15 protein-coding genes, 1 tRNA gene and 1 pseudogene are annotated in these 20,425 nt (G+C 67.9%); 4 read left to right on the forward strand and 13 right to left on the reverse strand.

The window, feature by feature from the left end; translation table 11 throughout:
- Positions 1-3 precede the first annotated feature (3 nt).
- Both rpsG and rpsL read right to left on the reverse strand, forming a co-directional pair.
- On the reverse strand, positions 4-474 hold the full coding sequence (rpsG, locus tag ACZ63F_RS16545; protein ID WP_009330725.1) for a 30S ribosomal protein S7: 471 nt from the start codon (positions 472-474) through the stop codon (positions 4-6).
- A gap of 2 nt (positions 475-476) precedes the next feature.
- Positions 477-848, reverse strand: a complete 372-nt coding sequence (rpsL, locus tag ACZ63F_RS16550; protein WP_003948652.1) for a 30S ribosomal protein S12 — start codon at positions 846-848, stop codon at positions 477-479.
- 506 nt (positions 849-1,354) lie between these two features.
- On the opposite strand from rpsL, the pseudogene ACZ63F_RS16555 reads away from it, so the two are divergent.
- Positions 1,355-2,616 (forward strand): annotated as a pseudogene (locus tag ACZ63F_RS16555) (hypothetical protein).
- Between the two features lie 508 nt (positions 2,617-3,124).
- Here ACZ63F_RS16555 and ACZ63F_RS16560 read toward each other — a convergent pair.
- From ACZ63F_RS16560 to ACZ63F_RS16605, 10 genes are all read right to left on the reverse strand, one after another.
- On the reverse strand, positions 3,125-7,024 hold the full coding sequence (locus ACZ63F_RS16560; RefSeq protein WP_469711745.1) for a DNA-directed RNA polymerase subunit beta': 3,900 nt from the start codon (positions 7,022-7,024) through the stop codon (positions 3,125-3,127).
- 97 nt (positions 7,025-7,121) lie between these two features.
- Complete coding sequence (gene rpoB, locus ACZ63F_RS16565; protein ID WP_351957568.1) at positions 7,122-10,607, reverse strand: DNA-directed RNA polymerase subunit beta; 3,486 nt, start codon at positions 10,605-10,607, stop codon at positions 7,122-7,124.
- A 556-nt stretch (positions 10,608-11,163) separates the two neighbouring features.
- Complete coding sequence (rplL, locus tag ACZ63F_RS16570) at positions 11,164-11,547, reverse strand: 50S ribosomal protein L7/L12 (protein WP_093499670.1); 384 nt, start codon at positions 11,545-11,547, stop codon at positions 11,164-11,166.
- Positions 11,548-11,668: 121 nt separating this feature from the next.
- Complete coding sequence (gene rplJ, locus ACZ63F_RS16575; RefSeq protein WP_009330729.1) at positions 11,669-12,199, reverse strand: 50S ribosomal protein L10; 531 nt, start codon at positions 12,197-12,199, stop codon at positions 11,669-11,671.
- Positions 12,200-12,611: 412 nt separating this feature from the next.
- Entirely contained in the window at positions 12,612-13,532 is a 921-nt protein-coding gene (locus ACZ63F_RS16580; RefSeq protein WP_469711747.1) for an SCO4651 family lipoprotein, read from the reverse strand.
- Positions 13,533-13,696: 164 nt separating this feature from the next.
- Entirely contained in the window at positions 13,697-14,422 is a 726-nt protein-coding gene (gene rplA / locus ACZ63F_RS16585; RefSeq protein WP_093499673.1) for a 50S ribosomal protein L1, read from the reverse strand.
- 81 nt (positions 14,423-14,503) lie between these two features.
- Positions 14,504-14,938: a 50S ribosomal protein L11 gene (gene rplK / locus ACZ63F_RS16590; protein ID WP_055515278.1), complete on the reverse strand. Its 435-nt coding sequence runs from the start codon at positions 14,936-14,938 to the stop codon at positions 14,504-14,506.
- Between the two features lie 236 nt (positions 14,939-15,174).
- Positions 15,175-16,035 carry a transcription termination/antitermination protein NusG gene (gene nusG, locus ACZ63F_RS16595; RefSeq protein WP_469711749.1) on the reverse strand — a complete coding sequence of 287 codons (861 nt, stop codon included), beginning with the start codon at positions 16,033-16,035 and terminating at the stop codon, positions 15,175-15,177.
- A gap of 80 nt (positions 16,036-16,115) precedes the next feature.
- Complete coding sequence (gene secE / locus ACZ63F_RS16600) at positions 16,116-16,400, reverse strand: preprotein translocase subunit SecE (RefSeq protein ID WP_093499675.1); 285 nt, start codon at positions 16,398-16,400, stop codon at positions 16,116-16,118.
- 109 nt (positions 16,401-16,509) lie between these two features.
- Positions 16,510-16,582: transfer RNA gene (locus ACZ63F_RS16605), tRNA-Trp, on the reverse strand.
- Between the two features lie 261 nt (positions 16,583-16,843).
- Between ACZ63F_RS16605 and ACZ63F_RS16610 the strand changes: the two genes are divergently transcribed.
- Together ACZ63F_RS16610 and ACZ63F_RS16615 are read left to right on the forward strand one after the other, a co-directional pair.
- Positions 16,844-18,070: a pyridoxal phosphate-dependent aminotransferase gene (locus ACZ63F_RS16610; protein ID WP_469711751.1), complete on the forward strand. Its 1,227-nt coding sequence runs from the start codon at positions 16,844-16,846 to the stop codon at positions 18,068-18,070.
- A 191-nt stretch (positions 18,071-18,261) separates the two neighbouring features.
- Entirely contained in the window at positions 18,262-19,302 is a 1,041-nt protein-coding gene (locus ACZ63F_RS16615) for an adenosine deaminase (protein ID WP_351957564.1), read from the forward strand.
- A 7-nt stretch (positions 19,303-19,309) separates the two neighbouring features.
- Here the strand turns inward: ACZ63F_RS16615 and ACZ63F_RS16620 are convergent, their stop codons facing one another.
- On the reverse strand, positions 19,310-19,927 hold the full coding sequence (locus ACZ63F_RS16620; protein WP_469711753.1) for a TetR/AcrR family transcriptional regulator: 618 nt from the start codon (positions 19,925-19,927) through the stop codon (positions 19,310-19,312).
- Positions 19,928-20,084: 157 nt separating this feature from the next.
- Here ACZ63F_RS16620 and ACZ63F_RS16625 point away from each other — a divergent pair.
- Positions 20,085-20,425: NAD(P)-dependent oxidoreductase (locus tag ACZ63F_RS16625; protein ID WP_469711754.1), on the forward strand; the 341-nt coding region annotated here is incomplete at its 3' end.

A 20,425-nucleotide genomic window follows, 5' to 3' on the forward strand; every position in this document is an offset into this window, starting at 1 on the left:
CGACTACCAGCGGTAGTGCGCGAAGGCCTTGTTGGACTCGGCCATCTTGTGCGTGTCCTCGCGCTTCTTGACGGCCGCACCGAGGCCGTTGGACGCGTCGAGAAGCTCGTTGAGCAGGCGCTCGGTCATGGTCTTCTCGCGACGGGCGCGGGAGTAGCCGACCAGCCAGCGCAGCGCCAGGGTGTTGGCACGGCCGGGCTTGACCTCGACCGGGACCTGGTAGGTGGCGCCACCGACACGGCGGGACTTGACCTCAAGCGTCGGCTTGATGTTCTCGAGGGCGCGCTTGAGCGTGATGACCGGGTCGTTGCCGGTCTTGTCGCGCAGGCCCTCCATGGCGCCGTAAACGATCCGCTCGGCAGTCGAGCGCTTGCCGTTCAGCAGCACCTTGTTGATCAGGGAGGTCACCAGAGGGGAGCCGTAAACCGGGTCGATGATGACCGGGCGCTTCGGGGCGGGGCCCTTACGAGGCATTCTTACTTCTCCTTCTTGGCGCCGTAGCGGCTGCGGGCCTGCTTGCGGTTCTTGACACCCTGGGTGTCGAGCGAGCCACGGATGATCTTGTAGCGAACACCCGGCAGGTCCTTCACACGGCCGCCGCGCACGAGCACGATGGAGTGCTCCTGCAGGTTGTGTCCCTCACCCGGAATGTAAGCGGTGACCTCGATCCCGCTGGTCAGACGCACACGCGCGACCTTACGCAGGGCCGAGTTCGGCTTCTTCGGGGTGGTCGTGAACACACGCGTGCAGACGCCGCGACGCTGAGGGGAACCCTCGAGTGCGGGCGTCTTGTTCTTCTCGACCTTGTCCTGCCGGCCCTTGCGGACCAGCTGCTGGATCGTAGGCACTACTTCTCCGGTTTCTGTGTGCCGATTGGTGAAGCTAACCTGGAACGTCGCCGACCCACGCGGTCGGGTGTGTCGGATTCCGCGAACTCCTGCCGCGAGGCAGAAGGGGGCGCGGATCGCGGTGGCCACTTCGTCACTCCGGTGCGGTTTGAAGGCACGCACGAGGGTCAGGGCACACCCCAGGCACAAGGTCTGAGCGTACCCAGCGCAATCACTCCGGTCAAAACAAAAGAAGCGGGACCGGTTGCGGGGGACCTGAACTGGGGTTTTGGGCCGCCTTCCGATATACCACGAAGACGAACGACACGCGAACGGAGAGCGGCGCAGGCTGACGCCGATCGGATTCACGGCTGTGCGACGCTGATCGGATCTTCTGATCGCCGGTCGCCTCAGCGCCCCCTTGGGGGCGCGAGGAACTGCGCGACCAGCCACGATGGACCCGCAGCCGCCCGAAGACCACGCGCGGCACTGCGCACGGCGCGCTTTTCCTGGGGGGCAGCACACGCATGAGCACAGCTCAGAGCAACACCGCGCCGAACGTCACGACACCGCGTCGTCCCCTTCGTCTCCCCCTTCGCCTCCCTCCGGCCGCCCGCCCCTACCTCCCGCCCCTCGCCCTCTACGGCGCCGCCAAGCTCACCGGCCTCCTCGTCTTCGCCTGGCTGCTGACGTCCGCCGGCGACTACCGGACCAAGGACCCCCGCTTCGGCGGCGGTGCCCACTGGTGGGACGTCCTGTCCACCTGGGACGGCTGGTGGTACCTCCAGGTCGCGCAGAAGGGCTACCACCCCGAGCCCCTCCGGCCCCTCGCCCCCGGCGGCCAGTTCAGCGCGGAGCAGAACTCGGTCGCGTTCTTCCCCCTCTACCCCGGTCTGGTCCGAGTGGTCTCGGAGATCACCGGCATCGGCCTCTACGGCTCCGCGATCCTCGTCTCGGTCCTCTGTTCCTTCGTCGCGGCGGCCGGCATCTACGCGGTGGTCTCGCTGCTCGCCGGCGCCCGCGCCGGCACCATCGCGGCCGGCCTGTGGGCGGTGGCCCCCGCCGCCGGCGTCGAGTGGGCGGTCTACACGGAGTCCCTGTTCGTGGCGATCGCCGCCTGGACCTGTCACGCCGTGATGAGACGCCGCTGGGTGGCGGCGGGCCTGCTCGCCTTCCTGTCCGGCCTGAGCCGTCCCACGGCGGCCGTACGATCGGTGCGGTCGGCCTGGCCGCCCTGGTGACGCTGGTGCGCCGGGACAGCCGGCGCGAGCAGGGCGTCGCGGCCCCGCTGTACGCGGCGGTCGCCGCCCCCCTCGGCCTGCTCACCTACATCGCCTGGGTCGGCTGGTCCATGGGCAGCCCGGGCGCGTACTTCTCGCTCCAGCACCAGGCCTGGGCGCACTACTTCGACTTCGGCGCGTACACCCTGGACGTGCTGCGGAACGTGGCCGTGGGGCACGGCGACTACCTCTTCGCCTACCCGGTCCCGGACCTGATCGCCGTGCAGGTGGTGGTGGCGCTGCCGTTCCTCGTCGCACTCCTGCTCCGGAAACGGCCACCGCTGGTGCTGACGGCGTACACCCTCGCCTCGATCGTGACGATCCTCGGCACCCAGCAGATGTTCGGCAACACCCCGCGCTACCTGCTCCCCGTCTTCCCACTGCTGCTGGCACCGGCGGCGGCGCTGGCACGGCTGCGGTGGCCGGCCCTGGTGGTGTTCTTCTCCACTGCGGCCGTGGCCTCGGGGTGGTACGCGCATTACGTGATCTTCGAGCTGGGCATTCCGTAGCGAGGGGGACGGCCCGCCCGACCGGTGTGGGCGGGAACACCGATCTCGAACGCAAATCTCATTGATTCGGTGCAGCTTCCGTTGGTGAATTCAAGGCCTGTCCAGGATCACCCCGACCGAACCGGGCTTCGACGACACCGGACCCCTTTTCATCAATACGCCAGGATTCCGCGCCGCTACACGCAACTCCTCGATGACGCACGAGGTCACAGGCGCCATCGACCGCGACGGCCGACCGACTCTGCGGCCGCCTCGCACGCCGTCACGCCCAAGAGCGCGCATGCGCGAATGAATCACGGAATCCTTTCGATTCCGCCTTCATCGGTAAGGACTGACAGTCAGTTTCCGGGACGTTTGCGCGCGCAATTAAGACGCCAACTGGGCCGCCCGTGGCGCCGGTGTTCGGCAGACTCGGCATCCTGGTCGACAACGCACATGGGCTGCCACCACACGCCGAAGGGCGGTCACCCCGTACGAAACGGGGTGACCGCCCTTCAGAACCACTCTCCTACTGGTTGTACGGACCGTAGTCGTAGTCCTCCAGCGGGACGGCCTGGCCGGAGCCGGTGCCGAACGGCGAGTAGTCGATGTCGTCGTAGCCGACGGCCGAGTACATCGCGGCCTTCGCCTCCTCGGTCGGCTCGACCCGGATGTTGCGGTAGCGGGACAGACCCGTACCGGCCGGGATGAGCTTACCGATGATGACGTTCTCCTTGAGGCCGATGAGGCTGTCGGACTTGGCGTTGATCGCCGCGTCCGTCAGGACTCGGGTCGTCTCCTGGAAGGAGGCGGCCGACAGCCAGGACTCCGTCGCCAGCGAGGCCTTGGTGATACCCATGAGCTGCGGACGACCCGAAGCCGGGTGACCGCCCTCCTGGACCACACGACGGTTCTCGTGCTCGAACTTCGAGCGCTCGACCAGCTCGCCGGGCAGCAGCTCGGCGTCACCGGACTCGATGATCGTCACACGGCGCAGCATCTGCCGGATGATGATCTCGATGTGCTTGTCGTGGATCGACACACCCTGCGAGTTGTACACCTTCTGGACCTCGCCGACCAGGTGGACCTGGACGGCACGCTGACCCAGGATGCGCAGCACGTCGTGCGGGTTGGTGGCACCCACGGTGAGCTTCTGGCCCACCTCGACGTGCTCGCCCTCGCTGACCAGGAGACGGGCACGCTTCGAGATGGGGTAGGCCATCTCGTCGCTGCCGTCGTCCGGGGTGACGACGATCTTCTTGGTCTTCTCGGTCTCCTCGATCCGCACGCGGCCCTGGGCCTCGGAGATCGGGGCGACACCCTTCGGGGTACGGGCCTCGAAGAGCTCGACGACACGCGGCAGACCCTGGGTGATGTCGTCACCGGCCACACCACCGGTGTGGAAGGTACGCATCGTCAGCTGGGTACCGGGCTCACCGATGGACTGGGCGGCGATGATGCCGACCGCCTCACCGATGTCGACCAGCTTGCCGGTGGCCAGGGAGCGGCCGTAGCACATGGCGCAGGTGCCGACGGCGGACTCGCAGGTCAGGACCGAACGGGTCTTGACCTCCGCGACGCCACGGGCCACCAGCTCGTCGATGAGCACGTCACCGAGGTCGGTGCCGGCCGGGGCCAGGACCTGACCGTCGACCACGATGTCCTCGGCGAGGCAGCGCGCGTACACGGACGTCTCGACGTTGTCCGCCTTGCGCAGCACGCCGTCCGCGCCGACCTCCGCGATGTGCAGCTTGAGGCCGCGCTCGGTGCCGCAGTCCTCCTCGCGGATGATGACGTCCTGGGAGACGTCGACCAGACGACGGGTGAGGTAACCCGAGTCGGCGGTACGCAGGGCGGTGTCCGCCAGACCCTTACGGGCACCGTGAGTGGAGATGAAGTACTCCAGCACGGACAGGCCCTCACGGAACGACGCCTTGATCGGACGCGGGATCGTCTCGTTCTTCGCGTTCGACACCAGACCACGCATACCGGCGATCTGACGCATCTGCATCATGTTGCCTCGTGCACCCGAGTTCACCATCATGAAGATCGGGTTGGTCTTCGGGAAGTTGTCGTTCATCGCCTCGGCGACCTCGTTGGTCGCCTGGGTCCAGATCTGGATGAGCTCCTGCGTGCGCTCGTCCTTGGTGATCAGACCGCGCTCGTACTGCTTCTGGACCTTCTCGTCCTTGGCCTCGTACCCGGCGACGATCGCCTTCTTCGCCTCGGGCACGACGACGTCGGAGATGGCGACGGTGACGCCGGAACGGGTCGCCCAGTAGAAGCCGGACGCCTTCAGGTTGTCGAGCGTCGCCGCCACGATGACCTTCGGGTACCGCTCGGCGAGGTCGTTGACGATCTCGGAGAGCTGCTTCTTGCCGACCTCGTAGTCGACGAACGGGTAGTCCTCGGGCAGCAGCTCGTTGAAGAGCGCACGGCCGAGCGTGGTCTTCAGACGGAAGCTGTCACCGGTCTGGTACTCCGGCTCGCCCTCTTCCGCGGCCGGCGGGGTCCAGCCGCGCGGCGGGATGGTGCCCACCGGGAAGCGGATGTCGATCTTCGACTGGAGCGAGAGCTCGCCGGCGTCGAAGGCCATGATCGCCTCGGCCGCCGAGCCGAAGGCACGGCCCTCGCCCTTGACGTTGCGCATCTCGCTGTCGGTCGTCAGGAAGAACAGACCGAGGACCATGTCCTGGGTCGGCATCGTCACCGGACGGCCGTCGGCGGGCTTGAGGATGTTGTTCGAGGACAGCATCAGGATGCGGGCCTCGGCCTGTGCCTCCGCGGACAGCGGCAGGTGCACGGCCATCTGGTCACCGTCGAAGTCCGCGTTGAACGCGGTGCAGACGAGCGGGTGGATCTGGATGGCCTTGCCCTCGACCAGCTGCGGCTCGAAGGCCTGGATGCCGAGGCGGTGCAGGGTGGGCGCACGGTTCAGCAGCACCGGGTGCTCGGCGATGACCTCTTCGAGGACGTCGTACACGACGGTGCGGCCGCGCTCCACCATGCGCTTGGCGGACTTGATGTTCTGCGCGTGGTTCAGGTCGACCAGGCGCTTCATCACGAACGGCTTGAAGAGCTCCAGCGCCATGGCCTTGGGCAGACCGCACTGGTGCAGCTTCAGCTGCGGGCCGACGACGATGACGGAACGCGCCGAGTAGTCGACTCGCTTGCCGAGCAGGTTCTGACGGAAACGACCCTGCTTGCCCTTCAGCATGTCGCTGAGGGACTTCAGCGGACGGTTGCCGGGGCCCGTGACCGGGCGACCACGACGGCCGTTGTCGAAGAGGGCGTCCACGGCCTCCTGGAGCATGCGCTTCTCGTTGTTCACGATGATCTCGGGCGCGCCGAGGTCGAGAAGCCGCTTCAGGCGGTTGTTGCGGTTGATCACACGGCGGTACAGGTCGTTCAGGTCGGAGGTCGCGAAGCGGCCACCGTCCAGCTGCACCATCGGGCGGAGGTCCGGCGGGATGACCGGCACGCAGTCGAGCACCATGCCCTTGGGGCTGTTGCTGGTCTGCAGGAACGCCGAGACGACCTTGAGGCGCTTGAGCGCACGGGTCTTCTTCTGGCCCTTGCCGGTGCGGATGATCTCGCGGAGCTTCTCGGCCTCCTCGTCGAGGTCGAAGGACTCCAGGCGCTTCTGCAGCGCCGCGGCACCCATCGAGCCGTCGAAGTACGTGCCGAAGCGGTCCCGCAGCTCGCGGTAGAGCAGCTCGTCGCCCTCCAGGTCCTGGACCTTGAGGTTCTTGAAGCGGGTCCACACCTCGTCGAGGCGGTCGATCTCGCGCTGCGAACGGTCGCGCAGCTGCTTCATCTCACGCTCGGCACCCTCGCGCACCTTGCGGCGCACGTCGGCCTTGGCGCCCTCGGCCTCCAGCTCGGCCAGGTCGCTCTCGAGCTTCTTGGCGCGGGCCTCCAGGTCGGAGTCGCGGCGGTTCTCGATCTGCTGGCGCTCCACGGAGACGTGCGCCTCCAGGGAGGGCAGGTCGCGGGTACGGCGCTCCTCGTCGACGAACGTGATCATGTACGCCGCGAAGTAGATGACCTTCTCGAGGTCCTTGGGCGCCAGGTCCAGCAGGTAGCCGAGGCGCGACGGGACACCCTTGAAGTACCAGATGTGCGTGACGGGCGCGGCCAGCTCGATGTGGCCCATCCGCTCACGGCGCACCTTGGCGCGGGTCACCTCGACGCCGCAGCGCTCACAGATGATGCCCTTGAAGCGGACACGCTTGTACTTGCCGCAGTAGCACTCCCAGTCCCGGGTGGGGCCGAAGATCTTCTCGCAGAAGAGCCCGTCCTTTTCCGGCTTGAGGGTGCGGTAGTTGATCGTCTCGGGCTTCTTGACCTCGCCGTGGCTCCACTGACGGATGTCGTCAGCCGTGGCCAGGCCGATCCGGAGCTCATCGAAGAAGTTGACGTCGAGCACTATGCGTCAATCCCTCTCAGGGTTGTAAGTCTGTGGTCTGAAACGGGGGCCTGGGGGTCGGCGGGGCCCTGGTTCCTCAGGGCCCGCCGGACTCCCGTCAGACCTCTTCGACGCTGCTCGGCTCGCGCCGGGACAGGTCGATGCCGAGCTCCTCCGCAGCGCGGAAGACGTCCTCGTCGGTGTCACGCATCTCGATGGACATACCGTCGCTGGACAGCACCTCCACGTTCAGGCAGAGCGACTGCATCTCCTTGATGAGCACCTTGAAGGACTCGGGGATGCCGGGCTCGGGGATGTTCTCGCCCTTGACGATGGCCTCGTAGACCTTCACGCGGCCGGTGACGTCGTCGGACTTGATGGTCAGCAGCTCCTGGAGGGCGTACGCGGCGCCGTAAGCCTCCAGCGCCCACACCTCCATCTCGCCGAACCGCTGGCCACCGAACTGGGCCTTACCACCCAGCGGCTGCTGGGTGATCATCGAGTACGGGCCGGTCGAACGGGCGTGCAGCTTGTCGTCGACCAGGTGGTGGAGCTTGAGGATGTACATGTAGCCGATGGAGATCGGGTCCGGGAACGGCTCACCGGAGCGGCCGTCGAACAGCCGCGCCTTGCCGGTCGGCTGCACCAGGCGGTCGCCGTCGCGGTTCGGGATGGTGTGCTGCAGCAGACCCGCCAGCTCGTCCTCGCGGGCACCGTCGAAGACCGGGGTCGCGACGTTGGTGCGCGGGGCGACCTGGTCGGCGCCGATGGCCTGGAGCCGCTGGGCCCAGTCGTCGGCGAGACCGGAGACGTCCCAGCCGCGGCTGGCGAGCCAGCCGAGGTGGATCTCCAGGACCTGTCCCGGGTTCATTCGGGACGGCACACCCAGCGGGTTGAGGATGATGTCGACCGGGGTGCCGTCCTCCAGGAACGGCATGTCCTCGATCGGCAGGATCTTGGAGATGACACCCTTGTTGCCGTGCCGGCCGGCGAGCTTGTCACCGTCGGTGATCTTGCGCTTCTGCGCGACGTAGACGCGGACCAGCTGGTTCACGCCCGGCGGCAGCTCGTCGCCCTCCTCGCGGTCGAAGACGCGGACGCCGATGACCTTGCCGGTCTCGCCGTGCGGCACCTTCAGCGAGGTGTCACGGACCTCACGGGCCTTCTCACCGAAGATCGCGCGCAGCAGGCGCTCCTCCGGCGTCAGCTCGGTCTCGCCCTTCGGGGTGACCTTGCCGACCAGGATGTCGCCGGCGATGACCTCGGCGCCGATGCGGATGATGCCGCGCTCGTCGAGGTCGGCGAGGACCTCCTCGGAGACGTTCGGGATGTCCCGGGTGATCTCCTCGGGGCCGAGCTTGGTGTCACGGGCGTCGACCTCGTGCTCCTCGATGTGGATCGAGGAGAGGACGTCGTCCTGCACGAGGCGCTGCGACAGGATGATCGCGTCCTCGTAGTTGTGACCCTCCCACGGCATGAACGCCACGAGCAGGTTCTTGCCGAGCGCCATCTCGCCGTTCTGGGTGGCGGGACCGTCGGCGAGGACCTGGCCCTCGACGACCCGGTCGCCCTCCAGCACGATGACCTTCTGGTTGACCGAGGTGCCCTGGTTGGACCGGGCGAACTTGGCCAGGCGGTACGTGATGTACGTGCCGTCGTCGTTGGCGGTGGTGATGTAGTCCGCGGAGACCTCCTGGACCACACCGGCCTTCTCGGCCTTGACCACGTCGCCGGCGTCGACCGCGGAGCGGTACTCCATGCCGGTGCCGACGAGCGGGGACTCGCTCTTGATCAGCGGCACGGCCTGCCGCATCATGTTCGCGCCCATGAGGGCACGGTTGGCGTCGTCGTGCTCGAGGAACGGGATCATGGCGGTCGCGACCGACACCATCTGGCGCGGCGAGACGTCCATGTAGTCCACGTCGTCACCGGCGACGTAGTCGACCTCGCCGCCACGGCGGCGCACCAGCACACGGGCCTCGGAGAAGCGCATGTCGTCGTTGAGGCCGGCGTTGGCCTGCGCGATGACGAAGCGGTCCTCCTCGTCGGCGGTCAGGTAGTCCACCTCGTCGGTGACCTGGCCGTCGACGACCTTGCGGTACGGGGTCTCGACGAAACCGAACGCGTTGACCCGGCCGTAGGAGGCGAGCGAGCCGATCAGGCCGATGTTCGGGCCTTCGGGGGTCTCGATCGGGCACATGCGGCCGTAGTGCGACGGGTGCACGTCACGGACCTCGAAGCCGGCCCGCTCACGGGAGAGACCACCCGGGCCAAGGGCCGACAGGCGGCGCTTGTGGGTGAGACCCGACAGCGGGTTGTTCTGGTCCATGAACTGCGACAGCTGGCTGGTGCCGAAGAACTCCTTGATGGAGGCGACGACCGGCCGGATGTTGATCAGGGTCTGCGGCGTGATCGCCTCGACGTCCTGGGTGGTCATGCGCTCGCGGACGACGCGCTCCATACGGGCCAGGCCGGTACGGACCTGGTTCTGGATGAGCTCGCCGACGCTGCGCAGACGACGGTTGCCGAAGTGGTCGATGTCGTCGGTCTCGACGACGATCGTGCCACCGCTGTCGCCGACCGTCTCGGTCTCGCCCGCGTGCAGCTTGACCAGGTACTTGATCGTCGAGATGACGTCCTCGACGGTCAGCACACCGGCGTCCAGCGGGGCGTCCGCGCCCAGCTTCTTGTTGACCTTGTAGCGGCCGACCTTGGCGAGGTCGTAGCGCTTCGGGTTGAAGTACAGGTTCTCGAGCAGCGTCTGCGCGGCCTCACGCGTGGGGGGCTCGCCCGGACGCAGCTTGCGGTAGATGTCGAGCAGCGCGTCGTCCTGGCCCTGGGTGTGGTCCTTCTCCAGGGTGGCGCGCATCGACTCGTACTCGCCGAACTCCTCGAGGATCTGCTCGGTGGTCCAGCCGAGCGCCTTCAGGAGGACGGTCACGGACTGCTTGCGCTTGCGGTCGATGCGGACACCGACCATGTCGCGCTTGTCGATCTCCATCTCCAGCCAGGCACCCCGGGAGGGGATGATCTTGGCGGAGAAGATGTCCTTGTCGGACGTCTTGTCGATCGACGAGTCGAAGTAGACACCGGGCGAACGGACCAGCTGCGACACCACGACACGCTCGGTGCCGTTGATGACGAAGGTGCCCTTGTTCGTCATGAGCGGGAAGTCGCCCATGAAGACCGTCTGGGACTTGATCTCACCGGTCTCGTTGTTGGTGAACTCGGCCGTGACGAAGAGCGGAGCGGCGTACGTGAAGTCGCGCTCCTTGCACTCGTCGATGCTGTTCTTCGGCGGCTCGAAGCGGTGGTCGCGGAACGTCAGCGACATCGACCCGGAGAAGTCCTCGATCGGGGAGATCTCCTCGAAGATCTCCTCCAGACCGGACTTGGTGGGGACGTCCTGACCGGACTCCAGAGCCTCCTCGACCCGACTCTGCCAGGCGGTGTTGCCGAGCAGCCAGTCAAAGCTCTCGGTCTGCAGCGCGAGCAGGTTGGGAACCTCGAGAGGCTCCTTGATCTTTGCAAAGGAGATGCGCAGCGGGGCGGTGCTGGCGCCGTTGTTCATATTCGCGTTCGAGGCAGTGCGCGAGGCGGCCAAGAGGGGGTCCTTCCGAGGGCTCGGACTCACTACGCGCTCCCCGGTCCCGTCCCGGACACAGAGACAGAAACCCCAGTTCAGAGGAGGTTCGGTCGTCGGCATTCGGGTGAGGGCAGACCCCTGGTGACGGGCAGGGGAAGGCTAACAGGCAGCGCAAAGGGTCAGTGTAGCCACTTGGCACACTGATGTCCAGTCCCCATTTTCTGAGACCCTCTTCATCGTCAACGCCTGCGTCATGCCTGCCCTCAACGCACGTTGATACTGCCCTCTTCGTCGCCGATCCATGCCTCGGATTCGGACCGTTCTGGCGACGCGTCCTGAGAATTGCGCGCTGCGTGCGGTTCGTCAAGGCCCCCCTGCGCAAACCCGGTGCGCCCGGTGACACGACGAAGATCACCATACCTCCCGCCGGGGCGGGTGCAAGGCAACCGTGGTCGGCCTTCCAGGAACGCCGAAGAGCGACCACCCGGATGGATGATCGCTCTTCGCGGTCTGCGCGTTACAGCCCCCGAGGGGGTGTTTCAGCACACAGAGGTCGTGGTCGACCTCGGAGGTGTTACTTGACCTCGACGGAGGCGCCGGCGCCCTTGAGGGACTCGGCGGCCTTCTCGGCGGCGTCCTTGGCGACCTTCTCGAGGACGGGCTTCGGGGCGCCGTCCACCAGGTCCTTGGCCTCCTTCAGGCCGAGCGAGGTCAGCTCACGCACGACCTTGATGACCTGGATCTTCTTGTCGCCGGCGCCGGTGAGGATGACGTCGAACTCGTCCTTCTCCTCCTCGACCGGGGCGGCGGCGGCCGGACCGGCCGGGCCCGCGACGGCAACCGCGGCGGCGGCGGTGACGTCGAACTTCTCCTCGAACGCCTTCACGAACTCGGAGAGCTGGATGAGGGTCATGCCCTCGAACTCGGCGAGCAGTTCGTCCTGGGTGAGAGCCACGATGGCTTTCCTTCCACTAATTCGGCTGGTGCCGTATGTACATGTCTGGCGGGCGTACGTTCGGCCCGCTACGACCGTTGCCTTCGGCGGGCTGCCTCAGGCGGCGGTCATTTCGCGAGCCGAGTTACTCGGCACCGCCCTGCTCGTCCTGCTTGGCGCGAAGCGCGTCCACGGTGCGGACGAGCTTCGACGGGAGCGCCTGGAAGACCTGAGCAGCCTGCGTCTGCTTGCCCTTCAGGGCGCCCGCCAGCTTGGCGAGCAGAACCTCGCGGGACTCGAGGTCCGCAAGCTTCTTGATCTCGTCGGCGGACAGCGCCTTGCCGTCAAGGACACCGCCCTTGATGACGAGGTTCGGGTTGTCCTTGGCGAAGTCACGAAGACCCTTCGCCGACTCCACCGGGTCACCGGTGACGAAGGCGACCGCCGTCGGACCGTTGAACAGGTCGTCGAGCGTCGTGATCCCGGCCTCGTTGGCCGCAATCTTGGTCAGCGTGTTCTTCACCACGGCGTACTGGGCGTTCTCACCGAGCGACCGGCGCAGCGTCTTGAGCTGCGCCACGGTGAGACCCCGGTACTCGGTCAGCACGGCGGCGTTCGAGCTGCGGAACTGCTCCGTCAGCTCGGCTACCGCGGCAGCCTTGTCGGGCCTTGCCATAGAGCGTCGGCCTCCTTCCGGGTGATGAGGACCGCTCGGAAGGGGCTGGGGAAAACGAAACGCCCCGGCGCAGGCGCACGGGGCGTAGCTCGACCGAAATCACATACGCGACGCATGCGGCTCCGGGAGCACTTCCACAGTCACCTGCGCGGGTCGTCCGCGGTTCAGCGGATCCTTCGGCCACCGCACGCTCTTGCGAGCACACGGCAACGACCAGCGGTCTTTGGCTTCTGTAGGAGAGTACGGGACCCGGGCACTGTCGAGCAAATCGGCCACGGCAGCGCGCCCTGAACGGGCGCCGGGGTGCCCCGGTCGAAGCCTGGGGAAGCCTGGGGTAGAAACTGCTCGACCACCCCCACCGCCCGTCAGCTGGACAGCCGCCGCTCCGCCCTCCCCGGCGGGACCCGATGGCTCAGGAGGTCAGCCCGGTCGCGCCCTGCGCCTTGAGCAGGGCCTTGAAGTCCTCGGTGTCGCCGGCCGGGGGCACCTGGGCGCTGACCTTGACGCCGTAGTCGCTGTAGTGCGCGGTCTGGGTCATCGTGCCGTTCGCCGTGGTGGCCTTCTCGGTCTTCTTGACCAGCAGGTCCTGGCCGTTGACCCAGATGTCGACGGTCTCGGTGCTGACGCCGGCCTGGGTGAGCTGCTTCTTCAGGGCGGCCAGCTGGCCGGCCGTGAGGCTGCTGCTCCGCCCGGCCAGGTCGGCCACGTCCACGGTGCCCGCGTAGTGGGTGGTGGCCTGGCCGTCGACCTTCTCCTCGCCGACCTTCCGCACGTCGCCGGAGGCCAGCAGCATCTGCACCGACCTGTTGGGCGTGGTGTTCTGCATCTGGTCCTTGAGCAGGGCCCCCGAGCCGCCGGCGACGGAGGCCAGGTCGCCGTACCCGTACCGGATCCAGTGCTTGCCGCCGGTCTGCGCGGCGAAGGTGTCGCTCATCCTCGCGTAGTAGGCGTCGGGCAGGTAGCGGGCCTCCATCGACGTCGTACCGAGCTTGCGCATCAGCTCGGCCGTGCTGCCGCCCGTGTAGGTGATGGTGACGGTGCCGGACATCCCGTGGTCCCAGGCGAGGCTGCCGTCCGTCGTCATGGACAGCAGGGAACCCATGGTCGTGGTGGAGCGGACCCGGGCCGAGTCGGCGTCGTCGGTGGACTTCTCCGCGGAGCGCAGCTCGGCGATCGGGCTGACCCTGGTCGCGGCGCGGGCGCCGGACCTGTCCTCCGTGCCGGAGCCCCCGGTGCCTCCTGAGCCCCCCGCGGAGCTGCAGGCCGCCGCCCCGGTCAGCGCGGCCGCCACCGCGATCGAGACGGCCGTACGACGCGCTCGCCTGGTCCTCATCCCGCCCACCCCCGTGAAGGTCCCGTACCCCGACGCTAACCCAGGGCACTGACAGCGCGCCGGGAGTCGCTCAAACAGCAGGACGGGCCCCGCAACCGAGAGGTTGCGGGGCCCGTCCTGGTGGTGTCGCGTCCCTGACGCGGCTACCGGGCCGAGCGCGGGGCTCAGACGGCGGCCGGGTCCTCCTCGGTGAGGAGGTTGCGGGTGCGGTTCGGGTCGACCGGGATGCCGGGGCCCATGGTGGTGCTGACCGCGGCCTTCTTGATGTAGCGGCCCTTGGCGGCGGACGGCTTCAGACGGAGGATCTCCTCCAGCGCCGCGCCGTAGTTCTCCACCAGCTTGTCGTCGTCGAAGGACGTCTTGCCGATGATGAAGTGCAGGTTCGAGTGCTTGTCGACGCGGAACTCGATCTTGCCGCCCTTGATGTCGTTGACAGCCTTGGCGGTGTCCGGCGTGACGGTGCCGGTCTTCGGGTTCGGCATCAGACCACGGGGGCCGAGGACGCGGCCGAGGCGGCCGACCTTGCCCATGAGGTCCGGGGTGGCGACGACGGCGTCGAAGTCCAGACGGCCCTTCGCCACCTCGTCGATCAGTTCGTCGGCGCCGACGATGTCGGCGCCCGCGGCACGCGCGGCCTCGGCACGGTCACCGGTCGCGAAGACCAGGACCCGGGCGGTCTTGCCGGTGCCGTGCGGGAGGTTCACGGTGCCACGGACCATCTGGTCGGCCTTGCGCGGGTCGACACCCAGGCGGAAGGCGACCTCGACGGTGCCGTCGAACTTGGTCGTGGAGGTCTCCTTGGCGAGACGGACGGCCTCGAGCGGGGCGTACAGCTTCTCCCGGTCGATCTTCTCGTCCGCAGCGCGGAGAGCCTTGCTGCGCTTGCTCACAACTTGCTCCTGTGTGTTCTGAAGGAGTCGTGGTGTACGGGCCGAGCAGGCCCTACCACGGTGGTTCTACGAAGGTGGGGTTCAGCCCTCGACCGTGATGCCCATGGAGCGGGCGGTGCCGGCGATGATCTTCGACGCGGCGTCCAGGTCGTTGGCGTTCAGGTCGGGCAGCTTGGTCTGGGCGATCTCGCGGACCTGCGCCTCGGTGATCTTGGCGACCTTGGTCTTGTGCGGCTCGCCGGAGCCCTTCTCGACACCAGCGGCCTTGAGGATCATCTTCGCGGCCGGCGGGGTCTTGGTGATGAAGGTGAAGGAACGGTCCTCGTAGACCGTGATCTCCACCGGGATGACCCAACCGCGCTGCGACTCGGTCGCGGCGTTGTAGGCCTTGCAGAACTCCATGATGTTGACGCCGTGCTGACCGAGCGCGGGGCCGACCGGCGGGGCCGGGTTCGCCGCACCGGCGTTGATCTGGAGCTTGATGAGCCCCGTGACCTTCTTCTTCTTGGGAGGCATAGCTCTCCGGGTCCTTTCATTTCGGGTCCTGCCTGCGCGAGGGGACCAACCCGAACGCAGGCATACCGCACAACGATAACGGGTATAGATGCGCGGCCAAAAACGAAGCAGGTCAGGTGGCCCGCTTGAGGCCTACCTGACCTGGCTTGCCCAGGGGCGCGGGGCGGTAGCAATGTGCGGCTACCGCCGCGTGGGCGCGACCAGCCCCCACGCACCTGCGGCCGAAGAACTACCGACTAGTTCTTCTGGATCTGATCGAACGAAAGCTCCACCGGCGTCTCTCGCCCGAAGATCTCCACCAGACCCTTGACCTTCTTGGAGTCCGGGTTGATCTCGTTGATCGTCGCCTGCAGCGTGGCGAACGGACCGTCGGTCACCGTCACCGAGTCGCCCACCTCGAAGTCCAGCACCTGGACCTCGACCTTGCGCTGCGGCACCGGCTTGCCCTCGGCCTCCGCCGCCTCGCGCGCCGCCTTCTCCTCGGCCTCCGGCGCGAGCATCTTGACGATCTCGTCCAGGGTCAGCGGGTACGGGTCGTACGCGTTGCCGACGAAGCCGGTGACACCCGGGGTGTTGCGGACGACACCCCACGACTCGTTGGTCAGGTCCATGCGGACGAGCACGTAACCGGGCAGCTTGTTCTGCTTGATGGTCTTGCGGTCGCCGTTCTTGATCTGGACGACCTCTTCCTGCGGCACCTCGGCCTGGAAGATGTAGTCCTCGACGTTCAGCGAGACGGCGCGCTGCTCCAGGTTGGTCTTCACGCGGTTCTCGTAGCCGGCGTACGTGTGGATGACGTACCACTCGCCGGGGAGCACGCGCAGCTCCTCGCGCAGCGCCTGGACGGGGTCGACCGGCTCGGCCGGCGCCTCCTCGAGAACCTCTTCGGCCTCTTCGGCCTCCTCGGTCCCGTCGGTGTCCTCGTCCTCCGCCGTGTCCTCGTCCTCGACGTGGATGGCGGCCTCCTCGGCCGGCTCCCCCAGTTCGGCCTCGGCAGCCTCGAACTCGTCCCGCTCGTCCGCGCCCTCGACGATGTCCAGCTCGTCATCGACGGCCTCATCGGGCGCGACGGCGTCGTTCAGGTTCGGGTCAGACACGATGGCTGCTTCTTCCTGGATACATAGGGGTGGAACATGCGAAAACGGGCGCCGGTACCACGGCGCCCTTCGCTCTGTGCTCAGCCGAAGACGTACTTGGCCGCGTGGTTGAGTCCATAGTCAATCACGGTCACCAGAGCGATCATGATGGCGACGAAGAAGATCACCACGGTGGTGTACGACGTCAGCTGGTTACGCGTCGGCCAGACGACCTTGCGGAGCTCCGCAATGATCTGGCGGTAGAAGGTGGCAAGGCGCTTCAGCGGGCCCTTCTTGGCACGCTTGCCGCCCTTGCGGCCCTTCTTCTTGGACTCCTGCACCTCATCGGCATCAGGCGTGTCGATGGAGCCCACGGCGTCCGTCATTCGTCCTCACCTGGTCCCGGGTCATGGCCGTGCCGCGCCCGGTTTCTGGAGCCGCACGGCGGTGCAATGCTTGTACGTACATGCGCACACATCCTGGCGGTGTGTGTAGCAGGGCCGGAGGGACTTGAACCCCCAACCGCCGGTTTTGGAGACCGGTGCTCTACCAATTGAGCTACGACCCTTTGCTGTGTCCCCAACGTACCGCATCCGACCGGGTGCTCGGTGTGCACCTGCTCACGCGCGGCTGCTGAAGGCCAACGAGTGGAGAGTGTACGTGGTCCGCGGGCCCGCGTCGAACAGAAAGCGGCAGTCCGGGCCGACCGTACGGAAGATCGTCCTGGCCCGGGGGCGGATCCGCACGCTTGTGCATGGTTGGGTCCGTAGTTGTTCAGTCCGTGAAACCGGCGTGCCGGGCAGGTTTCCAGTCTGAAACGATGGGCCCCATGAGCGCTGCAACCCCTCCCACCGAGCGCCGGGTCTCCGCCCGAGTCGGCGCGATCTCCGAGTCCGCCACCCTCGCCGTGGACGCCAAGGCCAAGGCCCTCAAGGCCGCCGGGCGCCCGGTGATCGGCTTCGGCGCCGGTGAGCCCGACTTCCCGACGCCGGACTACATCGTCGAGGCCGCCGTCGAGGCCTGCAAGAACCCGAAGTACCACCGCTACACCCCGGCCGGCGGTCTGCCCGAGCTGAAGGCCGCGATCGCCGCGAAGACGCTGCGCGACTCCGGCTACGAGGTCGACGCCTCCCAGGTGCTCGTCACCAACGGTGGCAAGCAGGCCATCTACGAGGCCTTCGCCGCGATCCTCGACCCCGGCGACGAGGTCATCGTCCCCGCCCCGTACTGGACGACGTACCCGGAGTCCATCCGCCTGGCCGGCGGTGTCCCGGTCGACGTCGTTGCGGACGAGACCACCGGCTACCGCGTCTCCGTGGAGCAGCTGGAGGCGGCCCGCACCGAGAAGACGAAGGTCGTGCTCTTCGTCTCCCCGTCCAACCCGACCGGCGCGGTCTACAGCGAGGCCGAGACCGAGGCGATCGGCCGCTGGGCCGTGGAGCACGGCCTGTGGGTCCTCACCGACGAGATCTACGAGCACCTGGTCTACGGCGACGCCAAGTTCACCTCGCTGCCGGCGATCCTGCCCGAGCTGCGCGACAAGTGCATCGTCGTCAACGGCGTGGCGAAGACGTACGCCATGACCGGCTGGCGGGTGGGCTGGCTCATCGGCCCCAAGGACGTCGTCAAGGCGGCCACGAACCTCCAGTCGCACGCCACGTCGAACGTCTCCAACGTGGCGCAGGTCGCCGCCCTGGCCGCCGTCACCGGTGACCTGGAGGCCGTGGCGACGATGCGCGAGGCCTTCGACCGGCGTCGCCGGACGATCGTGCGGATGCTCAACGAGATCGACGGCGTGGTCTGCCCGGAGCCCGAGGGCGCCTTCTACGCCTACCCGTCGGTCAAGGCGCTGCTCGGCAAGGAGATCCGCGGCAAGCGCCCGCAGGACTCGGTCGAGCTGGCCGCGCTGATCCTGGAGGAGGCCGAGGTCGCGGTCGTCCCGGGCGAGGCCTTCGGCACGCCCGGCTACCTGCGGCTGTCGTACGCGCTGGGTGACGAGGACCTCGTCGAGGGCGTGAGCCGGATGCAGAAGCTGCTGGCCGAGGCGAAGGACTGACTCCTTCTCGCGCTGCACACGCGCGTGCGGGCCGTCTCCCTGCGGGGAGGCGGCCCGTTCTCGTGCGCGTCCTCAGGTGCGTTCTCGTGCCCGTTCTCGTGCGCGTCCTCAGGTGCGTTCTCGTGTGCGAGCAAGGCCACTAATGGGGAATCGGCTACCGGTACGGCAGGTACGTACGGCAGGATCCTGGAATGGAGCACGTACGTGATGTCTCTGAGCTGCCGAAAGCTCATCTGCATCTGCACTTCACCGGTTCGATGCGGCCGGGAACCGTCCTGGAACTGGCCGACAAGTACGGCGTACGCCTCCCCGAGGCGCTGACCGAAGCCCTGACCAGCGGCGAACCACCGCGACTGCGGGCCACCGACGAGCGGGGCTGGTTCCGCTTCCAGCGGCTGTACGACGCTGCGCGCTCCTGCCTGAGAGAGCCCGAGGACATCCGGCGCCTGGTCCGGGAGGCCGCCGAGGAGGACCTGAAGGACGGTTCGCGCTGGCTGGAGATCCAGGTGGACCCGACGTCGTACGCCCCGCGCCTCGGCGGTCTGATCCCGGCCCTGGAGATCATCCTGGACGCGGTGGAGACGACCTCCCGGGAGACCGGCCTCGGCATGCGCGTGCTGGTGGCCGCGAACCGTATGAAGCACCCTCTGGACGCGCGCACGCTGGCCCGGCTCGCCATCCGGTACGCGGACCGGGGTGTGGTCGGCTTCGGACTGTCGAACGACGAGCGGCGGGGCATGGCGCGGGACTTCGACCGGGCCTTCCACATCGCGCGCGAGGGCGGCCTGCTGGCGGCCCCGCACGGCGGCGAGCTTACCGGGCCGGCGTCGGTCCGGGACTGCCTGGACGACCTGCACGCCTCCCGGATCGGGCACGGCGTCCGGGCGGCGGAGGACCCGAGGCTGCTCAAGCGCCTGGCCGACCGGGAGATCACCTGCGAGGTGTGCCCGGCCTCCAACGTGGCCCTGGGCGTCTACGAGAAGCCCGAGGACGTCCCGCTGCGCACCCTCTTCGAGGCCGGCGTCCCGATGGCCCTGGGCGCCGACGACCCGCTCCTGTTCGGCTCCCGGCTGGCCGCGCAGTACGACATCGCGCGCGTGCACCACGCCTTCACCGACGCCGAACTGGCCGAACTGGCCCGCCAGTCGGTTCGCGGCTCGGCCGCACCCGAGGACGTGAAGGCCGGGCTCCTGGCGGACATCGACGCCTGGCTGACCGCCCCGGTGTCCTGATCCCCGGTCACGGGCGGGCGGGCTCCCCGGCGACGGAGAGCCCGCCGAGCAGGGTGCGGGCGACGCGGGCGGCGAACGCGTCCACCGGCGGGCGCTCCCCGGTCTCCGTCGCCTCGTAGGAGAAGACGCGCTGGACACAGGCGCCGAGGAGCAGGGCGGCGGCCGCGGACGTGTCGGCGTCGGGCCGGATCCGGCCGAGGGCCGCCTCGGCGCGCAGGTAGCCGTCCAGGGCCCTCATCGGCACGTGCGGGCCCGCGCCGATGGTGCGCAGTGTGTCGTCGAGCTTCCGCTTGAGCTGGTGCTCGGCGTAGAGGGACGCGGTGATCGGGAAGCTCTCCTCGTAGAAGAGCGCGGCCTGCCGGGCGATCTGCGTGAGGTTGTCCTCCAGGCTGCCCCGGCCGGGTTCGACGGTGAGCTCGCCCAGCAGCGGGAGGAGCCGCGGCAGCCGCTCGGTGAGCACGTGCACGAACAGCTCTTCCTTGCTGGGGAAGTACTTGTAGAGGGCCGCCTCGGAGCAGTCGGCCGCCCTGGCGATCTCCTTGGTGGTGACGCGGGCGAGCCCGACGGTGCGCATCAGCTCGTGAGCGGCGTCGAGGATGCGGACGCGGGCCGGTTTCTGCTCCATGGCATCCAAGGATCACATGCCCCTTCCGGCGATTCCGACGGACTTCCCGAGAAGCCTTGACGGGTGAGTGAGTGCTTACCCACCCTAGAGGTGGCCATGGGTGAGTGAACACTCACCCACCTCCATCCACAACCACTCTGCTGGAACGGGAGCAGTCATGAATCTCACTGTGTTCGGCGCGACCGGCGGGATCGGCCGGGAGATCGTCCGTCAGGCGCTGGCGTCCGGCCACCGGGTCACGGCGGTCGTCCGCGACCCCGCCCGGCTGACCGTGACCGGCACGGGCCTGGAGGTGGTCCGCGCGGACCTCACCGACCCCGAGGTGATCCGCCCGGCCGTGGCCGGGCGGAACGCGGTCCTGTCCGGTCTTGGCCCGCGCGGCCGGGGGGGGGGGGGGGGGGGGGACCCCCCCCCCCCCCCCCCCCTTGTCTCCATCGAAGGCGAGGGCGTGAGGCGGGTGGTGGGTGGTGGCGTACCGTCCGCGGGGCCGGACCCAGA

This window comes from Streptomyces sp. NPDC104761 (genome assembly GCF_055583445.1).

What these genes read in the sequence shown, in the direction of transcription:
- rpsG (WP_009330725.1), bottom strand. Translation starts at nt 474, where the DNA reads ATGCCTCGTAAGGGCCCCGCCCCGAAGCGCCCGGTCATCATCGACCCG.
- rplJ (WP_009330729.1), bottom strand. Translation starts at nt 12,199, where the DNA reads ATGGCAAGGCCCGACAAGGCTGCCGCGGTAGCCGAGCTGACGGAGCAG.
- ACZ63F_RS16580 (WP_469711747.1), bottom strand. Translation starts at nt 13,532, where the DNA reads ATGAGGACCAGGCGAGCGCGTCGTACGGCCGTCTCGATCGCGGTGGCG.
- rplK (WP_055515278.1), bottom strand. Translation starts at nt 14,938, where the DNA reads ATGCCTCCCAAGAAGAAGAAGGTCACGGGGCTCATCAAGCTCCAGATC.
- secE (WP_093499675.1), bottom strand. Translation starts at nt 16,400, where the DNA reads ATGACGGACGCCGTGGGCTCCATCGACACGCCTGATGCCGATGAGGTG.
- ACZ63F_RS16610 (WP_469711751.1), top strand. Translation starts at nt 16,844, where the DNA reads ATGAGCGCTGCAACCCCTCCCACCGAGCGCCGGGTCTCCGCCCGAGTC.
- ACZ63F_RS16615 (WP_351957564.1), top strand. Translation starts at nt 18,262, where the DNA reads ATGGAGCACGTACGTGATGTCTCTGAGCTGCCGAAAGCTCATCTGCAT.
- ACZ63F_RS16620 (WP_469711753.1), bottom strand. Translation starts at nt 19,927, where the DNA reads ATGGAGCAGAAACCGGCCCGCGTCCGCATCCTCGACGCCGCTCACGAG.